General features: G+C 71.2%; 18 protein-coding genes. 13 read left to right on the top strand and 5 right to left on the bottom strand.

The window, feature by feature from the left end; all coding sequences use genetic code 11:
* Positions 1 to 9 precede the first annotated feature (9 nt).
* Together KV106_RS25015 and KV106_RS25010 are read right to left on the bottom strand one after the other, a co-directional pair.
* On the bottom strand, positions 10 to 651 hold the full coding sequence (locus tag KV106_RS25015) for a DUF1109 domain-containing protein (RefSeq protein ID WP_261213111.1): 642 nt from the start codon (positions 649 to 651) through the stop codon (positions 10 to 12).
* Positions 648 to 1,199, bottom strand: coding sequence for a sigma-70 family RNA polymerase sigma factor (locus KV106_RS25010; protein ID WP_057593039.1), 552 nt, complete (start codon positions 1,197 to 1,199; stop codon positions 648 to 650). Before KV106_RS25010 ends, KV106_RS25015 begins: the two co-directional genes overlap by 4 nt.
* Positions 1,200 to 1,381: 182 nt before the next feature.
* Here KV106_RS25010 and KV106_RS25005 point away from each other — a divergent pair, with 182 nt between their 5' ends.
* The 5 genes from KV106_RS25005 (at position 1,382) to KV106_RS24985 (ending at position 8,062) form a co-directional block, all read left to right on the top strand.
* On the top strand, positions 1,382 to 1,768 hold the full coding sequence (locus tag KV106_RS25005; protein ID WP_261213110.1) for a hypothetical protein: 387 nt from the start codon (positions 1,382 to 1,384) through the stop codon (positions 1,766 to 1,768).
* A gap of 75 nt (positions 1,769 to 1,843) precedes the next feature.
* Positions 1,844 to 3,076 carry a TolC family protein gene (locus KV106_RS25000; protein WP_261213109.1) on the top strand — a complete coding sequence of 411 codons (1,233 nt, stop codon included), beginning with the start codon at positions 1,844 to 1,846 and terminating at the stop codon, positions 3,074 to 3,076.
* On the top strand, positions 3,073 to 4,578 hold the full coding sequence (locus KV106_RS24995) for an efflux RND transporter periplasmic adaptor subunit (RefSeq protein ID WP_261213108.1): 1,506 nt from the start codon (positions 3,073 to 3,075) through the stop codon (positions 4,576 to 4,578). The genes KV106_RS25000 and KV106_RS24995 overlap by 4 nt, the downstream gene beginning before the upstream one ends.
* Positions 4,575 to 7,736: an efflux RND transporter permease subunit gene (locus KV106_RS24990; RefSeq protein WP_261213107.1), complete on the top strand. Its 3,162-nt coding sequence runs from the start codon at positions 4,575 to 4,577 to the stop codon at positions 7,734 to 7,736. The genes KV106_RS24995 and KV106_RS24990 overlap by 4 nt, the downstream gene beginning before the upstream one ends.
* On the top strand, positions 7,733 to 8,062 hold the full coding sequence (locus KV106_RS24985; RefSeq protein ID WP_261213105.1) for a copper-binding protein: 330 nt from the start codon (positions 7,733 to 7,735) through the stop codon (positions 8,060 to 8,062). The genes KV106_RS24990 and KV106_RS24985 overlap by 4 nt, the downstream gene beginning before the upstream one ends.
* Before the next feature lie 17 nt (positions 8,063 to 8,079).
* Here the strand turns inward: KV106_RS24985 and KV106_RS24980 are convergent, their stop codons facing one another.
* A complete protein-coding gene (locus KV106_RS24980) occupies positions 8,080 to 9,345 on the bottom strand; it encodes a putative Na+/H+ antiporter (RefSeq protein ID WP_057593030.1) in 1,266 nt (421 codons plus the stop codon).
* A 129-nt stretch (positions 9,346 to 9,474) separates the two neighbouring features.
* Complete coding sequence (locus tag KV106_RS24975) at positions 9,475 to 10,116, bottom strand: NrsF family protein (protein WP_057593029.1); 642 nt, start codon at positions 10,114 to 10,116, stop codon at positions 9,475 to 9,477.
* 204 nt (positions 10,117 to 10,320) lie between these two features.
* On the opposite strand from KV106_RS24975, the gene KV106_RS24970 reads away from it, so the two are divergent.
* Together KV106_RS24970 and KV106_RS24965 are read left to right on the top strand one after the other, a co-directional pair.
* On the top strand, positions 10,321 to 10,530 hold the full coding sequence (locus KV106_RS24970; protein ID WP_057593027.1) for a YgaP family membrane protein: 210 nt from the start codon (positions 10,321 to 10,323) through the stop codon (positions 10,528 to 10,530).
* Positions 10,531 to 10,532: 2 nt separating this feature from the next.
* Entirely contained in the window at positions 10,533 to 11,087 is a 555-nt protein-coding gene (locus tag KV106_RS24965; protein WP_261213101.1) for an RNA polymerase sigma factor, read from the top strand.
* A gap of 26 nt (positions 11,088 to 11,113) precedes the next feature.
* Here the strand turns inward: KV106_RS24965 and KV106_RS24960 are convergent, their stop codons facing one another.
* On the bottom strand, positions 11,114 to 11,791 hold the full coding sequence (locus KV106_RS24960; protein WP_261213099.1) for a Crp/Fnr family transcriptional regulator: 678 nt from the start codon (positions 11,789 to 11,791) through the stop codon (positions 11,114 to 11,116).
* 95 nt (positions 11,792 to 11,886) lie between these two features.
* Here KV106_RS24960 and KV106_RS24955 point away from each other — a divergent pair, with 95 nt between their 5' ends.
* From KV106_RS24955 to KV106_RS24930, 6 genes are all read left to right on the top strand, one after another.
* The gene (locus KV106_RS24955) at positions 11,887 to 12,420 is read left to right on the top strand and encodes a thiamine pyrophosphate-binding protein (RefSeq protein WP_057593024.1); all 534 of its coding nucleotides are present in this window, start codon (positions 11,887 to 11,889) and stop codon (positions 12,418 to 12,420) included.
* A gap of 10 nt (positions 12,421 to 12,430) precedes the next feature.
* Entirely contained in the window at positions 12,431 to 13,033 is a 603-nt protein-coding gene (locus KV106_RS24950; protein WP_261213097.1) for a thiamine pyrophosphate-dependent enzyme, read from the top strand.
* 11 nt (positions 13,034 to 13,044) lie between these two features.
* Positions 13,045 to 14,664, top strand: a complete 1,620-nt coding sequence (locus KV106_RS24945) for a GMC family oxidoreductase (protein ID WP_261213096.1) — start codon at positions 13,045 to 13,047, stop codon at positions 14,662 to 14,664.
* Complete coding sequence (locus KV106_RS24940; protein WP_261213095.1) at positions 14,661 to 16,970, top strand: arylsulfatase; 2,310 nt, start codon at positions 14,661 to 14,663, stop codon at positions 16,968 to 16,970. Before KV106_RS24945 ends, KV106_RS24940 begins: the two co-directional genes overlap by 4 nt.
* 26 nt (positions 16,971 to 16,996) lie before the next feature.
* A complete protein-coding gene (locus KV106_RS24935; RefSeq protein WP_057593019.1) occupies positions 16,997 to 17,998 on the top strand; it encodes a tripartite tricarboxylate transporter substrate binding protein in 1,002 nt (333 codons plus the stop codon).
* Between the two features lie 61 nt (positions 17,999 to 18,059).
* A complete protein-coding gene (locus KV106_RS24930) occupies positions 18,060 to 19,118 on the top strand; it encodes a porin (protein ID WP_261213093.1) in 1,059 nt (352 codons plus the stop codon).
* Positions 19,119 to 19,210 lie beyond the last annotated feature (92 nt).

Genomic DNA, 19,210 nt, shown 5'->3' with positions numbered 1-19,210 from the left:
CGCGCGGCCTCACCAGCGCAACAGCCGGTGGCCGAGCAACGCCCCCACGCCCACCGTGCAGCCGATCGCCGGGATGTACCACATCGCCCAGTAGGGCGAGACCAGCTGCGGGCAGTGCAGGGCATAGGCCACCGCGCCCAGGCCGCCGGACATCGCGCCGACGGCCGCGCCCGCCAGCATGGGCCGCGTGGGCCCGAGGGTGCGCAGGGCCGCGAAGCCCGCGATCATCGGCGGAACGGCGGCGATCAGGATGGCCGCGGAACAGCTCTTCCAGTCGCCCCGCATGATCAGCACCAGGCGCTCTCCCGGCTCCGCCTGCGCCACCGCCGCGAGGGCCAACAGGCAGATGGCCGCGACCGGGAGGACCAGCCCCAGCCAGGCGCGACCCGCGCGGCCGCCGGGATGCGCGAGCCGCCAGGTCATGACGAAGCCCGCCCAGCCGATCGCGGCGAAGAAGAACATCTTGATCTGGAACATCGGCAGGAACACCGCGCTCGCGAGGTCCGACCGGAAATGAAAGCGGCTGGCGACGATCAGCACGGAGGCCAGCAGGCCCAGGGCAACGGCCGCGGCGAGCCGCCGCGTGGTGGCGTGCGGCCGGACCGGCGTGATGCCGGTGGCGAGGAAGCTCACGAGGTCATCGGTTTTCATGCGCTGAGTTCCTGAAACTTGGCGGCGAGCATCTTGAGCCCCCGGTGGACATTGACCTTCACGGCCGACTCGGACATGAGCAGCCGCCGGGCGGTCTCGGCCACGGACAGGCCCTCCAGCTTGACATGGAGGATCGGCAGCCGGTGGCGGTCGGGCAGCGTCTCCAGCAGCTGGAACACGTCGCGCCTGGCCTCGCTGGCCTCGGCCTGGGACTCGTCGAAGATGTCGAGCTCATCGATGGCCACATGCAGCATCTCGCGGCCCGATTTCGCCCGCAGCAGGTCGATCAGCTTGTAGCGCGCGATCGCCCCGGCCCATGCGGTGACCGGATGGCCCTTCTCGTAGGTGTGCCGCTGGTTGTGGATCGCGAGCAGGCATTCCTGGACCAGGTCTTCCACGTCGTCGGGCCAGCCGGTCAGCCTGCGGCCGATGAAGCCGCGCAGATAGCCGGACATCTTCCGCAGGAACTCCTGGTAGGCCTGCGAGTCGGCGTCGAGTCCGCGCAGCAGCAGGGCCTGCAGGACCGGCTCGATATCGCTGGCTTTCATCGCAACGGTGGCTCTGCATCGATGGGGCCGAAATTGTGGTGCCCCGATTCATCCCTGTCCGGGGGCAGAAGCTACTCCGATTTCGCGCGCGGCGTTCGAGTTCCTTCAGCCCGGCGCGCGGCCTGTCGTGACCGCGCCACAGGCCGGAAGCCGGGCCGGGCCGCTACACTCCGCACCCAGACATGGCCCGCCGCCTCTCCCTTCATCGCTGCCTGACCGCGTGCTTCGTGGTCCTGGCGCTGCTGTTCTCGCAGCTGGCGCTGGCAAGCTATGTCTGCCCCGGCGCACCGGATACCGAGTCCATGGCCGAGACGATGGCCAGCGGCGCGCCCTGCGAGGGCATGGACATGGCCCAGCCGGTGCTGTGCTTCCAGCACGCGGCCGACCTGTCGCTGTCCTTCGAGCCCGTGAAGCTGGCGACGCCCTCGCTGCCCGCGATCGTGCAGATCGTGGTCATGCCGCTGGTGCTGGCGTCGGAAGGCCGCGCCCTGCCACCGCAGGCCGTGCCCGAGCGGCAGCATCCACCGCCCGATCCCGTCTTTCTCGCCACGCGCAGACTGCGCGTCTGACAGCTCCGTCGACTGACCGGTGCTGGCGCGGCTCGTCCGCTGCCAGCGATCACCTCGTTCGTCCGCGGAGTTTTCATGTCCATTCCCTTCCCGCGCGCGGCCATGCTGGCCGTCGCGCTGCTGCCGTGCCTCGCGACGGCAGCCCCCCTGTCCCTCGAGGAGACGCTCGGGCTCGCAGCCCGGCGCTCCGAAACCATGCGCGCCGCGAATGCCGGCGCAGCGAGCGCCATGGAGGCGGCACGTTCCGCTGCCCAGCTGCCCGACCCCACGTTGCGCGTCGGCATCGACAACCTGCCCGCGACCGGTCCCGACCGCTTTCGCACGACCGGCGAACCGATGACGATGAAGCGCATCGGCCTCAGCCAGGAATGGCTGTCCGCCGGGAAGCGCGCTGCGCGGCAGGCGGCCGCCGATGCCGCGGTCGAGCGCGAGACGGTGCGGGTGGAGGCCGCGGCCGCCGACACCCGCCGGCAGGCGGCGCTCGCCTACGTCGACGCCTTCTACGCGGGCGAGAGCCTGAAGCTCGCGCGGCTCATGGAGCACCATGCGCGCGAGGAACTGGAAGCATCGCGCGCCCGCCTGTCATCCGCCACGGGCAGCAGCCAGGAGGCGCTGGCGCTGACCGGTGCCCGAGGTGCCTCGGAGGACGACACGGCCGATGTCCTGCAGCAGCAAGGCATCGCCGCCATCGCCTTCGAGCGCTGGACCGGCGTGGCGCCCGAGGCGCTGGAGCCGCCGGGCCCTCTCGCGCTGCCGTCCGAGCCGGACTATGTGGCCGCGCATCCCGCGGTCGCGGCGATGCGGCGCGATCTCGACGTGGCGAGGCGCAGCGCCGATGTCTCCGCCTCCGAGCGCGAGCCGAACTGGACCTGGGAGATCGGCTACGGCCAGCGCACCGGCCGCGCGGACATGGTGTCGGTGGGCCTGAGCATCCCGCTGCCCGTCACCCCCGCCGAGCGCCAGGACCGCAACACCGCCGCCATGCGGGCACTGGCCACGAAGGCCGAGGCCGACCTCGCCGAGGCGATCCGGGCGGCGACCGCCGAATACCGCTCGCTGCGCAGCGAGGCCCAACGCCTCGAGCAGCGCATCGACCGCTACCGCGCCGGCGTCCTCGTTCCCGCCGGCCAGCGCACCACGGCCGCGACGGCCTCGTACCGGTCCGGCCAGGGCAGCCTCGTCGGGCTGTTCGAGGCACGGCACGCGGAAGTCGAGGCACGGCGCAAGCTGCTGGCCCTGCAACGCGACCTTGCCAGGACCCAGGTCCAACTGGCCTTCCGGCCGCTCGCTGCCGAGGTGGCCCGATGAACAGGATTCGAACGATCGGCGCGTCGCTGCTGGCCGCCCTGGCGCTCGCGACCGGCGCCTTCCACCTGGGCCGCCGGACGGCGCAACCCATGGAGACGCCGTCCGCCACGCCGGCGGCCGATGGCCGCAAGGTTCTCTACTGGCACGACCCCATGGTGCCCGGGCCGCGCTTCGACAAACCCGGCAAGTCGCCGTTCATGGACATGCAGCTGGTGCCCATGTACGCGGACAACGCGGCGGGCCCGTCCAACGAGAGCGGCGTGCGGATCGACCCGGGCGTGCAGCAGAACCTCGGCATGCGCCTTGCCAGCGTGCGGAAGGCGCCTGTCGCGAGTTCGTTCGACGCGGTCGGCAGCGTGCAGTTCGACGAACGGCTCGGTGTGGCGGTGCAGACGCGCGTCGCCGGCTACGTCGAGCGCCTGTCGGTGCGCGCGCCGATGGAACGCGTGCGCAAGGGCCAGCCACTGGCGACGGTGTTCGCGCCGGAGTGGCTCGGACCGCAGAACGAGTTCCTCGCACTCCAGCGTTCGGGCGTGGCCCCGGAACTGGTGGCGGCGGCGCGCGAGCGCATGCGGGCGATGTCCATCCCCGACGCGCTCGTGCGCCGCAGCGAGCAAAGCGGCACGGCGCAGGCGCGCTACGAGCTCCTCGCGCCGTCCGATGGCGTCGTGACCGAGCTGGGCGTGCGCGAGGGCGTGGCCGTCGCGCCGGGCATGACGCTGTTGCGCATCGCGGGCCTGGAGAAGGTCTGGGCGGTGGCCGAGATACCGGAAGCGCAGGCGGTGCATCTCGCGCGCGGCCGCAAGGTCAAGGCGGTGCTGCAGGCCGACCCGACCCGGTCCTTCGACGGAACGCTCGACGAACTGCTGCCCGAGATCGGCGGCTCCACACGCACGCTGAAGGCGCGCTTCGAGGTCGACAACAGGGACGGCGGGCTCACGCCCGGCATGCTGCTGCGCCTGCAGGTGGCCGGTCCCGTCGGCACGCGGCTGGTGGTGCCCGCCGAGGCGGTCATCCGTACCGGCCGGCGCGCCGTCGTCATCGTGCGCAAGGCGGACGGTGCCTTCGAGCCGCGCGAGGTGTCGCCGGGCGCGGACCAGGGCGACGACACCGAGGTTCTCGCCGGCCTGAGCGAAGGCGAGCAGGTGGTGGCCAGCGGCCAGTTCCTGATCGACTCGGAGGCCCGGCTGCGCTCGGTGCTCGGAAGCATGGCGGCCCCCGCGACCCCCGCGGCAACTTCGGCGCCCGCTGCCTCGCCGGCCGCGGCGCTCCACGAGGCGCAAGGCAAGGTCGAGGGCGTGGCGCCCGACGCCATCACGATCTCGCACGGCCCCGTGGCCACGCTGACGTGGCCGTCCATGACCATGGGCTTCGCGAAGGCGTCGCCGAGCGCCTTCCCGGAGATCCGGCCCGGCGACACGGTGCGCTTCGCGTTCAGGGAGGGCGGCCCCACGGGCTACGAGCTGGTCTCCATCGAGCGCGTGCGGGGCGGCAAGCCATGATCGCCGCCCTGATCCGCTGGTCGGTCGGCAACCGCTTCCTGGTGCTGATCGCGACCCTGTTCCTGGTGGCCGCGGGCGGGTGGTCGGTCGCGCGCACGCCGCTCGACGCGCTGCCCGACCTCTCGGACACGCAGGTCATCATCCGCACGCCCTTTCCCGGCAAGGCGCCGCAGGTGGTCGAGGACCTCGTCACCTATCCGCTGACCACCACCATGCTCAGCGTGCCGGGTGCGAAGACCGTGCGCGGCTATTCGTTCTTCGGCGACTCCTTCGTCTACGTGCTGTTCGACGACAGGACCGATCCCTACTGGGCGCGCTCGCGCGTGGTCGAGTACCTCAACCAGGTGCAGAGCCGGCTGCCGGCGGGCGCCAATGCATCGCTGGGTCCCGATGCCACGGGGGTGGGCTGGGTCTACGAGTACGCGCTGGTCGACCGCACGGGCGCGCGCGACATCGGCCAGCTGCGCGCGCTCAACGACTGGTTCCTCAGGTTCGAGCTCAAGACCGTGCCCGACGTGGCCGAGGTCGCGAGCATCGGCGGCATGGTGCGCCAGTACCAGGTGGTGCTCGATCCCGACCGCATGCGCGCGCTGGGCATCACGCAGCAGGTGGTGGTGCAGGCGCTGCAGAAGGCCAACCAGGCCTCGGGCGGCTCGGTGGTCGAGTTCGCCGAGGCCGAGTACATGGTGCGCTCGCGCGGCTACCTTCGTTCGCTGGACGACTTCCGCAGCATTCCGCTCTCGGTGACGGGTGCCACGCCCGTGCTGCTGCGCGACGTGGCCACGGTGCAGCTCGGCCCCGAGATGCGCCGCGGCATCGCCGAACTCGACGGCGAAGGCGAGGTGGCCGGCGGCGTGATCGTCATGCGCTCGGGCAAGAACGCGCGCTCGACCATCGAGGCCGTCAAGGCGAAGCTCGAGACGCTCAAGCCCGGCCTGCCGCCGGGCGTGGAGATCGTGCCCACCTACGACCGCTCGCTGCTGATCGACCGCGCGGTGGAGAACCTGCGCGCCAAGCTGGTCGAGGAGTTCGTCGTGGTGGCGCTGGTCTGCGCGGTCTTCCTGTTCCACCTGCGCTCGGCGCTCGTCGCGGTGGTGGCCTTGCCGGTGGGCGTGCTCGCGGCCTTCGTCGTCATGCACTGGCAGGGCGTCAACGCCAACATCATGTCGCTGGGCGGCATCGCGATCGCCATCGGCGCGATGGTGGACGGCGCCATCGTGATGGTCGAGAACGTGCACAAGCACCTCGAGGCCTTCGAGACGACGCAGGGGCGCCAGCCCGCCGCGGGGGAGCGCTGGCGGCTGGTCGCCGATGCCTCGGTGGAGGTGGGGCCGGCGCTCTTCTTCTCGCTGCTGGTGATCACGCTGTCCTTCGTGCCGGTGTTCTCGCTCGAGGCGCAGGAGGGCCGGCTGTTCGCGCCGCTGGCCTTCACCAAGACCTACGCGATGGCGGCGGCGGCCGGCCTGTCGGTCACGCTGATCCCGGTGCTTATGGGCTACCTGATCCGCGGGCGCATTCCGCACGAAGCCGCCAATCCCGTGAACCGCTTCCTGATGGCGGTGTACCGGCCGGCGCTGGAGCTGGCGTTGCGCTTTCCGAGGGCCACGCTCGCGGTCGCCGCGCTGCTGCTGGCGCTGACCGCCGCGCCGCTGACGCAACTGGGTGGCGAGTTCATGCCGCCGCTGGACGAGGGCGACCTGCTCTACATGCCGTCGGCACTGCCGGGGCTGTCGGTCTCGAAGGCCGCCGAGCTGCTGCAGCAGACCGACCGCCTGATCAAGACGGTGCCCGAAGTCGCGCGCGTGTTCGGCAAGGCCGGCCGCGCCGACACCGCGACCGACCCCGCGCCGCTCGAGATGTTCGAGACCACCGTCCAGTTCAAGCCCAGGGCGCAATGGCGCGCGGGCATGACGCCCGACAGGCTGGTCGAGGAACTGGACCGCGCCGTCAAGGTGCCGGGCCTGACCAACGTGTGGGTGCCGCCGATCCGCAATCGCATCGACATGCTGGCCACGGGCATCAAGAGCCCGGTCGGCATCAAGGTGGCGGGCGCGGACCTGGCGACCATCGATGCGCTGACCACGCAGATCGAGGCGGCGGTCCGAAGCGTGCCCGGCGTGTCGTCGGCCCTGGCGGAGCGGCTCACGGGCGGGCGCTACATCGACGTCGAGGTCGACCGGCTCGCCGCCGCCCGCCACGGGCTCTCGGTGGCGGACGTGCAGGCCGTGCTGTCCACGGCCATCGGCGGCGACAACGTGGGCGAGGTCATCCTGGGCCGCGAACGCTATCCGATCAACCTGCGCTACCCGCGCGAAATCCGCGATTCGCTGGAGCGGCTGCGGCAGTTGCCCTTCGTGACCGACAAGGGGGCGCAGCTGCTGCTGGGCGATGTCGCGCGCATCGCCATCGAGGACGGTCCGCCGATGCTGCGCAGCGAGAACGCGCGGCTGTCGGGCTGGGTCTATGTCGACGTGCGCGGACGCGACCTGCGCTCCGCCGTCGACGACATGCAGGCGGCGGTCGGCAAGGCCGTGAAGATGCCCGCGGGCTATGCGGTGTCGTGGTCCGGCCAGTTCGAGTACCTGGAGCGCGCGACCGAGCGCCTGAAGCTGGTCATCCCGGTCACGCTGGCGGTCATCTTCGTGCTGCTGTACCTGCTGTTCAGGTCGTTCGCCGATGCGGCCCTCGTGATGGCGGCCGTGCCGTTCTCGCTCGTCGGCGGCTTCTGGCTGGTCTGGGCGCTGGGCCATTCGATCTCGGTGGCCACCGCCGTGGGCTTCATCGCGCTGGCGGGCGTGGCGGCCGAGTTCGGCGTCGTGATGCTGGTCTACCTGAAGAACGCGCTGGCGCGCCGCCTCGATGCCGGCGAGCCGATGAACGACCAGACCTTGCTGGCCGCGATCCGCGAAGGCGCCGTGCTGCGCGTGCGGCCCAAGGCGATGACCGTGGCCGTCGTGATGGCCGGCCTGCTGCCGATCCTCTGGGGCAGCGGCACCGGCTCGGAGGTCATGACGCGCATCGCCGCGCCGATGGTGGGCGGCATGGTCAGCGCGCCCTTGCTCAGCATGCTCGTCGTTCCCGCCGCCTGGTACCTGTTGCGCCGGCGCGGCCATCCGTCTCCCGTTTCCCAACCCACCACCGAAGGAGTCCTCCCGTGAAAGTTCTGCATCCCCTCGCATTCGCCCTGTTGATCGCAGCGGGCGCCGCACAGGCCCAGCCGCCGAAGGACGATGCGTCGTCCATGAAGAAGCCGGCACCCGGCATGCTGACCGATGCCGTCGTGCAAAGAATCGATCCCGCCAGCGGCCTGATCGTGCTGAAGCACGGCGACATTCCCAACCTCGCGATGCCGGCCATGACCATGGGCTTCGACGTGGCCGACGGGAAGATGCTGGCGCCGCTCAAGCCCGGCGACAAGGTTCGCTTCCATGTGGAGGTCCTCCAGGGCAAGCCGACCGTGACGCACATCGAGCCGGCCCGCTGAGCCGGCATCGCGGCGGTTCAGCCCAGGAACATGAAGGCGGCCGCCGCGACGGCGGTCGGCCCCAGCGCGCCCAGCAGCAGACCGCCCGCGCCGATCGTCTCGTCGGCGAAGCCCCGCTTGAGCAGCGCCACGCCCGCGGGGTTGGGCGCATTGGCGATCACGGTCAGGCCGCCCCCGGCCACGGCGCCCGCGACCAGCATGTACTTCGATTCGTCGGAGATGCCGACGATCAGCGAGCCGAGGTAGGTGAGGGCGGCGTTGTCGGTGATGGCGGTGAGGCCCAGGGCGCCAAGGAACAGCGCGACGGGCGCGAGCTCCGAGACGATGGGCTGCAGCCACCACTGCTGCATGCCGCCCAGCACGACCAGGCCCGCGAGGAAGAAGCCCACGAGCAGCGCCTCCTTGATGATCAGCGGGCTCTGGTGGCGCTCGTAGGCCTGGGTGAAGCCGAGGAACATCAGGAACAGGCCGAGGAACACCACGGGATGGTGGGCGGACAGCACCACGCCCGCGAGCAGGCCCAGGTGCACCGCGACCACCGGCAGCGGGACGCGCTCCCGCGCCGCCGCGCCCGCGTCGCCCGCCGCGGCGGGCTGCAGGTGCTTGCGCAGCACCCAGGTGGCGACGGTGGCGTTCAGCAGCACCGCGAGCGCGGCCTTCCAGCCGAAGGTGGCGAGCATGAAGGCGCTGTCCCATTGCCAGGTGGTCGCCACCATCAGCACCGGCGGTGCGGCATAGGAGGTCAGCGTGCCGCCGATCGAGATGTTGACGAACAGCACGCCCAGCGCCAGGTACTTCACCGCCTCCGGCACGCGGGGCCGGAAGATCTGCGGCGCGAGCATCAGGGCCGCGATGGTCATGGCCGCCGGCTCGGTGATCAGCGAGCCGAGCAGCGGCACCGCCGCGAGGCCCAGCCATGCGCTGGCCAGCGGCGTGGGCACGGGGGCGATGCGCGCGACGGTGTCGACCAGCGACATCGCCGTGCGCAGCACCGGGCGCGAGGCCGCGATCACCATCACCACGAAGACGAACAGCGGCTCGGTGTAGTTGCGCGACTCGGCGTAGTCGAGCGCGGTGCCGCCGCCGGCGAGCAGCGCCATCGAGACCACCAGCACGATGGCCCAGAAGCCGAACACGACCTCGACTTCACCGAGCAGGTGGAACAGGCCGGCGTGGCGTGGATAGCGGTGGGAGAGGCGCTCGAACTGCTTGGCGCTGAAGGTGTGGAGCAGGGCGACGGCAAAGATGGCCGCCGCGATCCACTGGATCGGGGTGTGGGACATGGGATTCCTCGACGAGGCGAAACCGCGAGGCGGCCCGACCTGCGCAAATCCTGGAATGCCCGAAACGGCAGCCCACCCGAGGCGGATTTTACCCGATGGTCAAGAACTGTGCCCCGGGAAGGTTGTTCCTCACCACCGCAGCAGGCGAGGCCCGAGCGCCGCGCCGAGCAGGGCCGTCGCTGCGATGCCCGCGATGTACCAGACGGCCACGAAGGCCGGTGCCAGCTCCGGGCAGCGCAGCGCATAGATGCTGGCGCCCACGCCACCCGCGAGCATGCCCGCGGCGGCCCCCGCCAACGCGGGCCGGGTGGGGGCGAGCGAGCGCAAGGCCATGAACCCCGCCGCGAGCACCGGCGCCGAGAAGGTCAGGATGTTGAGGATGCACACGCGCCAGGTCCGCCCCAGCAGCAGCGGCAGGCGCTCCTCGGGTGCGGCCTGCATCAAGGTGACGAGCGCGAGCAGCCAGATCGCGAGCAGCGGCAGCGCGATGCCCCATCCCGCGGCCCCGATGCGCGCGCCCGGACGTGCGAGGCGATGCGTGAGCACGAAACCGGCCACGGCGAGGGCCACCAGCGGCAGCAGCTTGATCCAGAGCGCCGGCAGCTGCATCGAGGACAGCAGGTTGGCCGGCAGGCCCATGCGACCGGCCAGGGTCAGCAACGACAATGCGCCTCCGGCACAGATGGCGAGCAGGAGGGCCTGGGTGGTTGCGTGCTGCCGCACGGGCGTGTTGCCGGTGGCCAGCAGCGAAATGAGGTCATCGGTCTTCAAGTCGACCTCCGGGATCCTCTGGATACGGCCATGGGGGGCGCAAGTTTATGCCCGATCCCCATGGCATGCGGGCCGTCGGGGCATTCGGGTCTTTCGCGCAAGCCACCGGCAAGACCTGCTTTTTTTGCGGGTCGCGCGAACCCTCCGGCACCCGGCGCGCCTCCTTGCGGGGGAGGGTCTTCCTCGGCAATGCAAGGAGTCATCATGGTCTATGCGAAGAATGTTCCGAACTGGGAGCGGGTGCTGCGGCTGGTCATGGGCGCGGTCGCGCTCGCGTTCGCCATCGCGAACTGGGGGGTCTCGGGCCTCGCGGTGGGCGTCGGCATCATGGGAGCCGTGCTCGCCATGACGGGCCTCGTGGGCTTCTGCCCGATGTGCGCGCTGGCGGGCCGCAAGGCGGGCAAGGCGCGATGAGCATGGCCCTCGGAACGCCCGAGCGCGATCGCCTCATCCGGGTCGCGCAGACCGGCGATCCGGTGGCCATCGACCGCCTGCTGGCGGCCTGCCAGCCCGATGCCCGGCGCTATGCCCACCGGCACTGCCACGCCAGCGACGTGGACGACGCGGTCCAGGAATCGCTGCTGATCGTGGCGCGCAAGGTCGGCGGCCTCAAGGCCGCCGCGGCCTTCGCGTCCTGGCTGTTCGTCGTCATCCGGCGCGAATGCCGCAGGCTCTCGCGCCTGATGCTCAGGCACGACCCGCTGACCGACGAGCTGGCCGAGGCGCTCATGCTGGCGCGGCCCGACGAGAGCCTGCGGATCGATCTCGCCAGCGCCCTCGAGTCGCTGCCGCCGCACTACCTCGAGGTGGTGCTGCTGCGCGACTTCGAGGAACTGACCATCGCCGAGATCGCGGCCCGGCTCGGCGAACAGCCCGGCGCGGTCAAGAGCCGCCTGCACCGCGCGCGCGAACTGGTGCGCGAGTACATGCTGGGGCCGAGGGAAGAGGGGAACGGGGCCTCCCGGCCTTGAGCGGTCGCCGCCATCGCGGCACCTGTCTAGAGACTGTCTCTCTGGCTCGCCGCGTGCAGCCGATCCGGGTCCCGGATCTCGATGTCGCCGCGCGCGACGGCGATCACCCCGCCGCGTTCGAGCTTCTTCAGCTCGATGTTGATGCTCTGCCTCGATGCACCGAGCATCTCGGCGAGCGCGGCCTGCGTCACGCGGACATGCCGGCCCGCGGACAGGTCGAGCACGAGCCGCGCGACCCGCACGTGCAAGGGCAGCAGCGACAAGCCCGCGACGACCTCGTAGTTGTGCCGCGCGCGCTGGCACAGCAGCAGCAGCATCTGCATCGCCAGCGCCGGGTGGGCCTCCAGCGCGCGCAGGATGGCATCGCGCGGCACGACGACGATGCTGCTCGCGCCGCGCGCGCAGACGTCGTGGATCAGGGTCGAGCCGTCGAGCAGCGGGATCAGCCCGAACACCTGCCCCTTGCCGAGCGGGCTCGTGGTGTGCCGCTTGCCCTGCGCATTGGTCATGCTGAGCTCGAGCGTGCCGCTGGCGATGACGACCAGATGCGCGGCTTGCGTGCCGCGCGAGGCGACGGCCTGCCCGTCGACCAGGTGCTGCAGGTGGGAAGCCTCGGCCAGGCGCTCGACGACGGCCGCGCCGCTGGCCTGCAGCCACGACACGCCAGCCAGTGCCCGGGCGATCGGCTCGGCGCGTGCCTTCATTCAGCGTTAACCCGAGAAACGAGCGTCGGGTACCCGACAGACGAAAAAAAGGCGCCTGCCCACACTAGGCCGCATCCGAACACCAGAGATTCAACATGCAAGTTTCCGTCTCCCATCCGATACCCGCGAGTGCCGCTGTCGCGGCCCTGCGGCGCTGTGCCGTGCGGCATGTGGTCACGGTCCCCGACTGGGTCCAGCTCTCGCTTCATTCGCATCTGGAGTCGGACGCGGCCGACATCGATCTCGCCAACTGCTGCAACGAGAACCAGTGCCTGACGCTGGCGGCGGGATTGTATCTAGCGGGGTCTCGCGCCCTCGTCGTGATGCAGAACCAGGGCTTCTACAACTGCATCAACACGCTGCGCGCGCTCGCTCTCGACGCTCGGATCCCGCTCGTGATCATGGTCGGCCAGTTCGGCCGCGAGTTTGCCAACCTCGACCAGCCGAGCACGCAGTCGCGCCGCACCATGGTCCGCCTGCTCGAGCCGATGCTGCACACGCTCGGGGTTCCCTTCCAGCGGCTCGACGGCGAGGACGACCTGGGCCGCATCGACGCGGCATTCGAGCAGGCGGAGGCCGAGGGCGGTCCGGCCGTGCTGATCGTCGGCGCGCCGATGGCCTGGCACTGAGGAGACGCGCATGAAGATGATCGAAGCCTGCAGCGTCATCGCGCAAGGTCGCGGGGATGCCGTCATCGTCGCCACCATGGGCGCGATGTTCCTGTTCGATGCGCTCGAAGTCCGCGAGGGGCGCATCAATTCCGTGCCGCTGATGGGCGGTGCCGCCTGCCTGGGGCTCGGCCTCGCGATGGGCCGGCCCGAGCGCCGGGTGATCGTGGTCGACGGCGATGCGAGCCTGCTGATGGAGCTCGGCGGCCTGGTCAGCGTCGCGGGGCAACGGCCGCGCAACCTGCTGCACGTGGTACTGCGCAACGGCACGCAGTTCACCGGACTGGCCAATCTGAAGACCCCGATCGAGGGCTGCGACCTCGCCGCGCATGCCCGCGCGGCGGGCTATGCGCAGGCCGAGCGCTTCGACGACGCCGCGGGCTGGGCCGCCGGCTTCGCGCGCCTGAAAGACCAGCCGGGCCCGTGCTTCGCCGAACTGCGGGTCGAACCGCTGCCGTCACGCCTGGCCGCGGGAGCGGGAGCGGTGCAGACGGAAATGCCCGATCTCCAGTTCACGCGCATGGGCGACGAGGCACGCGCGCTGCGGACCTGGCTGCGGGCACCTGCGTCCTGAGGCGGCCCACCATGCAAGACGAAGACTTCGACTACATCGTGGTGGGCGCGGGCTCGGCCGGCGCGGCGCTGGCGCATCGGCTGGCGCAGCGGCCCGGCACGCGCGTGCTGCTGCTGGAGGCAGGCCAGCCGCGACAGGACGACTTCTGGGTGCGCACGCCGCTGGGCATCGCGAAGCTGCTGACCAATCCCGACTACGTGTGGCCCTTCCAGACCGCGCCGCAACCGGAACTCGGCAACCAGCGCATCTACTGGCCGCGCGGCAAGCTGCCCGGCGGTTCCAGCTCCGTCAACGGCATGATCTACGTGCGCGGCGAACCGCGCGAGTTCGATCACTGGCGCGATCTCGGCAACCCGGGCTGGGGCTACGAGGACCTGCTGCCGTATTTCAAGCGCATGGAGTCCTATGCGGGCGGCGACGACCGCCACCGCGGCCGCGCCGGCCCCATCGCGGTGACCGACCTGGCCCGCGATCCGCAGCCGCTGGGCAGCGCGTTCGTGCAGGCCTGCGCACAGGCGGGCATCCCGGGCACGCCGGACTACAACGGCGGCCAGTACGAGGGCGCGTCCTACCTGCAGCTGAACACGCAAAACGGGCGCCGCTGCGGTACCGCGCGCGGCTACCTCGGAGCGGGCCGGCCGGCTTCGCTCGTGCTGCGCACCCAGGCGGTCGCGCTCGGCATCGTGCTGGAGAACCGCCGGGCCGTGGGCATCGACTACCTGCACGAAGGCGTGAAGCGCCGGGCCCGCGCGCGGGCCGAGGTGATCCTGAGCGCCGGGCCGATCAAGTCGCCGCAGCTGCTCGAACTCTCGGGCATCGGGCACGGCGACCGGCTGCAGGCCCTGGGCATCGGCGTGGCGCAGCACCTGCCGGGCGTGGGCGAGAACCTCATCGATCACCTGCAGGCCCGCATCACCTTCGAATGCAGCCGCCGGGTCACGCTCAACGAGGTGGTGAGCAGTCCGCTGCGCCAGGGCCTGATGGGCGCGGCCTACCTGCTGACCGGGCGCGGCATGATGGCCACGCCATCGGCCACGGCGCATGCGCTGGCCCGGGCCGATGCGCGCGACGAGCGCCCGACGGTGAAGATCCAGATGCACCACGTCACCGGCAAGGACCGCTACTCGCGCAGCAAGGGGGCCGGCACCGATCCGTTCCCGGGCTTCGGCATCGGCCTGTTTCAGCTGCGCCCGCAATCGCGCGGCGCGGTGCACGCGGTGACGCCGCTGGCCACCGACGACCCGTCGATGGGCCCACGCTACCTCAGCGATCCCGTCGACGTCGATGCCATGCTCAAGGCACTGCGGCTGGCGCGCCGCGTGGCCAGCCAGCCGGCGCTCGCGGCCTTCGTGAAGCGCGAGACGCGGCCCGGCGCGGACATCGACTCGGACGACGAACTGCTGAGTTACATCCGCGGCTGCGGGCAGACCTCGTGGCACCCGGTCGGCACCTGCAAGATGGGCCACGACCCCATGGCCGTGGTCGACGCCAGCCTGCGCGTGCGCGGCGTGCAGGGCCTGCGCGTCGTCGACTCCTCGATCATGCCGACGATGCCCTCGTCGAACACCAATGCCGCCTCGATCGCCATCGGCGAGAAGGCGGCCGACCTCGTCATGGAGAAGCAATCTTGAAATCCACCCGCGACCCGCACGACCCGCTGCGCAGCGCCGACCCCGGCCGCGACCACGGCGCGACCATCGGCAAGACCCTCGGTACCTCCAAGCCCTGGTGGCGCCCGCCGCGCAAGGCGCCCGCCGGCGCGCCCAACGTGGTGGTGATCCTGCTCGACGACCTCGGCTTCTCGGATTTCGGCTGCTTCGGCAGCGAGATCCGCACGCCGCGCATCGACGCGCTGGCCGCGCGGGGCCTGCGCTTCACGGGCTACACCACCGTGCCGATGTGCACGCCGGCGCGCGCCGCCCTGATGACGGGCAAGAACCCGCACGCGGTCGGATGCGGCTGGCTCACCCACAACAACCCCGGCTACCCGGGCTACCAGGCCGGCGAGATCAGCCTCGACGCGCCCACGCTGCCCGAGCTGCTGCGCGACACCGGCTATGCCACCTACGCGGTCGGCAAGTGGCACAACACGGCGGACTACCACGTGAGCGCCGCAGCCTCGCGCGCCTCGTGGCCGCTGCAGCGCGGCTTCGACCACTTCTACGGATTCCTCGGCGCGGAGACCCATTTCTTCTCGCCGGGCCAGCTCGTCGAGGGCAACGACGTGGCCGACATCGACGAGCTGCCGAAGGACTACTACTGCACCGACGACTGGACCGATCGCGCCATCAAGTACCTGCGCTCGCACCGCAGCGCGGCGCCCGACAAGCCCTTCCTGCTCTACCTGGCGCACAACGCGCCGCACGTGCCCCTGCACGCGAAGCCCGAGGACATCGCCGCCTACGACGGCGTGTATGCCGAAGGCTGGGATGCCACGCGCCGGCAGCGCTTCGAGCGCCAGGTCGCGTCGGGGGTGGTGCCGCCGGACTGGCGCCTGCCTACCGACAGCCCCGGCGTGAAGCCCTGGTCGGAGGTGCCCGACGAGCAGAAGCCCGTGATGTCGCGGTACATGCAGATCTACGCGGCCATGGTGCAGAACGTCGACCGCAACGTCGGCCGGCTGGTGGACGAGCTCGAGCGGCTGGGCGTGCTCGACGACACGCTGATCGTGCTCACCTCGGACAACGGCGCGTCCTCGATCGGCGGCCCGGACGGCGCGGCCAACATCTACGAGAAGCGCGTCACGCGCACCGAGGACCCGCAGCTCGCGCGCTCGCTGTACCTCGACGGCCGGCTCGGCGGCACCGACTCGTTCCCGGCCTATCCGACGGGCTGGGCCAACGCGTCGAACACGCCGTTCCGCTTCTACAAGCGCACGCCCATGAACGGCGGCATCCGCGTGCCCTTCATCGCGAGCTGGCCGAACCGGGTGCCCGACCCGGGTGCGATCCGGCGCCAGTGGATCCACGTGAGCGACCTGCTGCCGACGCTGCTCGACCTGCTGGACGTCGACTATCCGCAGGCCTTCAACGGCTACCGCACGCGCGGCCTCGACGGCGTGAGCTTCAAGGGCATGCTGAGCGACCCGGCCCATCCCGCGGCCCGCGAACGGCAGCACTTCGAGCTCGAGGGCAACCGCGGCTACGTCAGCGGGCGCTGGAAGATCGTGTCGCTGCAGCCGCCGGGCACGCCGATCGCGCTGGACCAGTGGCTGTTGTTCGACCTCGAGGCCGACCCCACCGAATGCGACGACCTCGCCGCGAAGGAGCCGCGCCGGCTGCGCGAGCTGGTCGAGGCCTTCGAGCGCGACGCGCAGGCGAACTACGTCTATCCGCTGGACAACCGCGACAACCGGCGCGCGCTGGGCCTGCCGCCGTTCCTGCAGGAGGAGAGCGCGCGCCCGCGCACCTTCTACCCGGGCACCGGCACCGCCTCGCCGATCGTGATCACGGCGCTGATCGCCGACCGCGACTACCTCATCGACTGCGAGTTCGAATGCACGGGCGAGGACGGCGGCGTGCTCTACGCCATCGGCGACAACATGAACGGCCTCGCGGCCTTCGTGCTCGACGGGCAGCTGCACCTGGCCTTCACGGCCGGCTCGTCCGTCCGGCGCTCGGTGGCCATGGCGCTGGACGCGGGCCGCCATCGCTTCACGCTCGAGCACCGGGCGCTGGGCGCGCGCCGGGGCGAGGGCACGCTGGTGCTGGACGGACGACGCCACGCCGCGCCGCTCGACATGACGCCGACCTTCCTGCGCCTGGGCGGCGAGGGCGTCGACGTCGGCCTCGACCGCAAGCGCAAGGTGAGCCGCCTCTACGAAGGGCGGGGAACCTTCGCGTTCACGGGCCGCATCGCGCAGGTTCGGGTGACGCCCGGCGCGCAGGCCCCCGACAGCATCGCCAACCGGCCGGAAGCGCAAGCCCAGCTGGACTGACACCCACCCCCACGCGAAGGATCGCCATGAGTCCCCTCATCTCGCGCCGACAAGGCCTGGCCTGGGCCGCCGCCCTCGTTCCCGCGCTGGCGCTGCCGCGCCGCGCGTTCGCCGCGGCCACCGCGCCTGCCGCGTGGCCGACCAGGCCCCTGCACATCGTCGTGCCCTACCCGGCGGGAGGAACGCCCGACACGCTGGCACGCCAGCTCGGCCCCTCGCTCCAGTCGCAGCTCGGGCAGCCCGTGGTGGTGGAGGCCAAGCCCGGCGCCTCGGGCCTGATCGCCGCGCGCTCGGTGTCCAAGGGCACGCCCGATGCGCACAACTTCCTGTCGCTGTCCTCGGGCATCGTCACGCTGTCCGCGATGAATCCGAAGTTCGACCTCCTGAAGGAGCTCAAGCCGGTGACGCGGCTGACGACCTCGCCCTTCGTGTGCGTCGTCGCGGCGGATTCGCGCATCGCGAGCATGCGCGAGCTGATCGCGATGGTGCGCGACAAGCCCGGCTCGCTGAGCTACGGCTCGGCCGGGCCGGGCTCGCCCGCGCACCTCGCGGTCGAGTACCTCGCCGATGCCACCGGCAACTTCAAGGCGCTGCACGTGCCCTACAAGGGCGCGGTCGAATCGATCAATGCGCTCATCGGCGGCCAGATCGATTTCTCGATCCTGGTGCTCGGCGCCGCCATGCCCTTGATCGCCAGCGGCAAGCTGCGCGCGCTGGCCACGACGGGCACGGCCCGCGTGCCGCAGCTCGCGCAGGTGCCGACGATCGCCGAGAGCGGGGGAGGGCGCTATGCCTTCGAATCATGGGGCGGCATGGCGATGCACGCGGACACGCCCGACGACATCGCGGAACGCGCGATCGCCGCCTTCAGGCAGGCGATGGGCAGCGAGGAGGTCAAGCGCCTGCTCGCGTCCACCGGCTCCTATCCGGCCGTGAGCCGCTCGCGCGCCGAATTCGTGGCGGCGCTGGAGACGGAACTGGACGGCCAGCGCCAGATCGTGAAGCGGCTCGGGCTGGTCTCGGGCTAGCCCACGCGCGACGACAGCCGGACCCGCGCCGGGCGGGCAAGAACAACAACGGAGACACATCGTGAAGAAAGGAATTCTGGCCGCTTCGGCGCTGCTGGGGAGCGGGTTCGCCTGCGCGCAGAGCACCGTGCAGCTGTACGGCATGGTCGACCTGTTCGTCCAGCACCTGGGTTCCGGCGGACGCTCGCTCACCCAGCTGGCGGATGGCGGCAACGGCGCCTCGCGCTTCGGCTTTCGCGGCGCGGAAGACCTGGGCGGCGGACTGGCCGCGAACTTCGTGCTGGAGGCCGGCGTGAATGCCGACACCGGCGCGGGGACGCTGCCCGGCCCCTCGATCTCGTTCACGCGCCAGGCCTTCGTGGGGCTGTCCGGCGGATGGGGGCGGGTCGATGCGGGCCGCATGTACACGCCGATGTTCAACGCCTTCCTGCGCGCCGACCCCTTCGGCATGAACGCCATCTATTCGCCGCTGGTGCTGGCGGCGCAGACCGACGCGCAGCCCGGGCTCGGCCCGGCCCCCGCGTTCCGCGCGAGCAACATGGTGCGCTACCGCACGCCGCAGGGCCAGGCCTTCATGCTCGACCTGGCCTATTCCTTCGGCGAGGCCTCCACCGCGAGCAAGCGCAGCGGCGAGTTCCAGGGCGGGGCCATCGGCTACGACAAGGCGCCGTACTACCTGGCCTATTCGTTCTCGCGCACGCGAACGGGAACGGACACGGCACCGGTGGCGGCGCCCGTCGCGACCCGCGTCGACGCGCTCAGCGCACGCATCGACCTGGGCCAGGCCTGGGCCCTGTCCGCGCATGCCATTCGCGTCGGCGGCGGCCTGCCGTCGACGCCCGCCGCGCGCCTGATCGATGTCGGCGTGTCGTTCCAGGATGGCCTGTCGCGCTGGACCGGCGCCGTGGTGCAGCGCAAGGTCGGCGGCAGCCCGCGCGGCCAGTTCGGCGTCACGCTCGGCTACGACTACGCGCTCAGCAAGCGCACGGTGCTGTACGGACGCCTGCTGCATCTGTCGAACCGCGGCGGCGCCACCGCGTCCGCGGGCGGGATCGTGTTCACGCCCCGGGCCGGCGATGCCGTGCGTTCCAGCGGCATCGGTATCCGGCACAGCTTCTGAGGGGCGGGCGGCTCAATCGATCTTGACCTGGAACAGCACGCTGCCCGTGCCACCCGGCGCGACCGAGCCCGCGAAGGTCCATCCGATGGGCC

The sequence above is a fragment of the Variovorax endophyticus genome, from assembly GCF_025376855.1.
Lineage (GTDB): Bacteria > Pseudomonadota > Gammaproteobacteria > Burkholderiales > Burkholderiaceae_C > Variovorax.
Note: the sequence above shows the minus strand (reverse complement) of the source record. Positions and strands in the feature narration are given on the sequence as shown.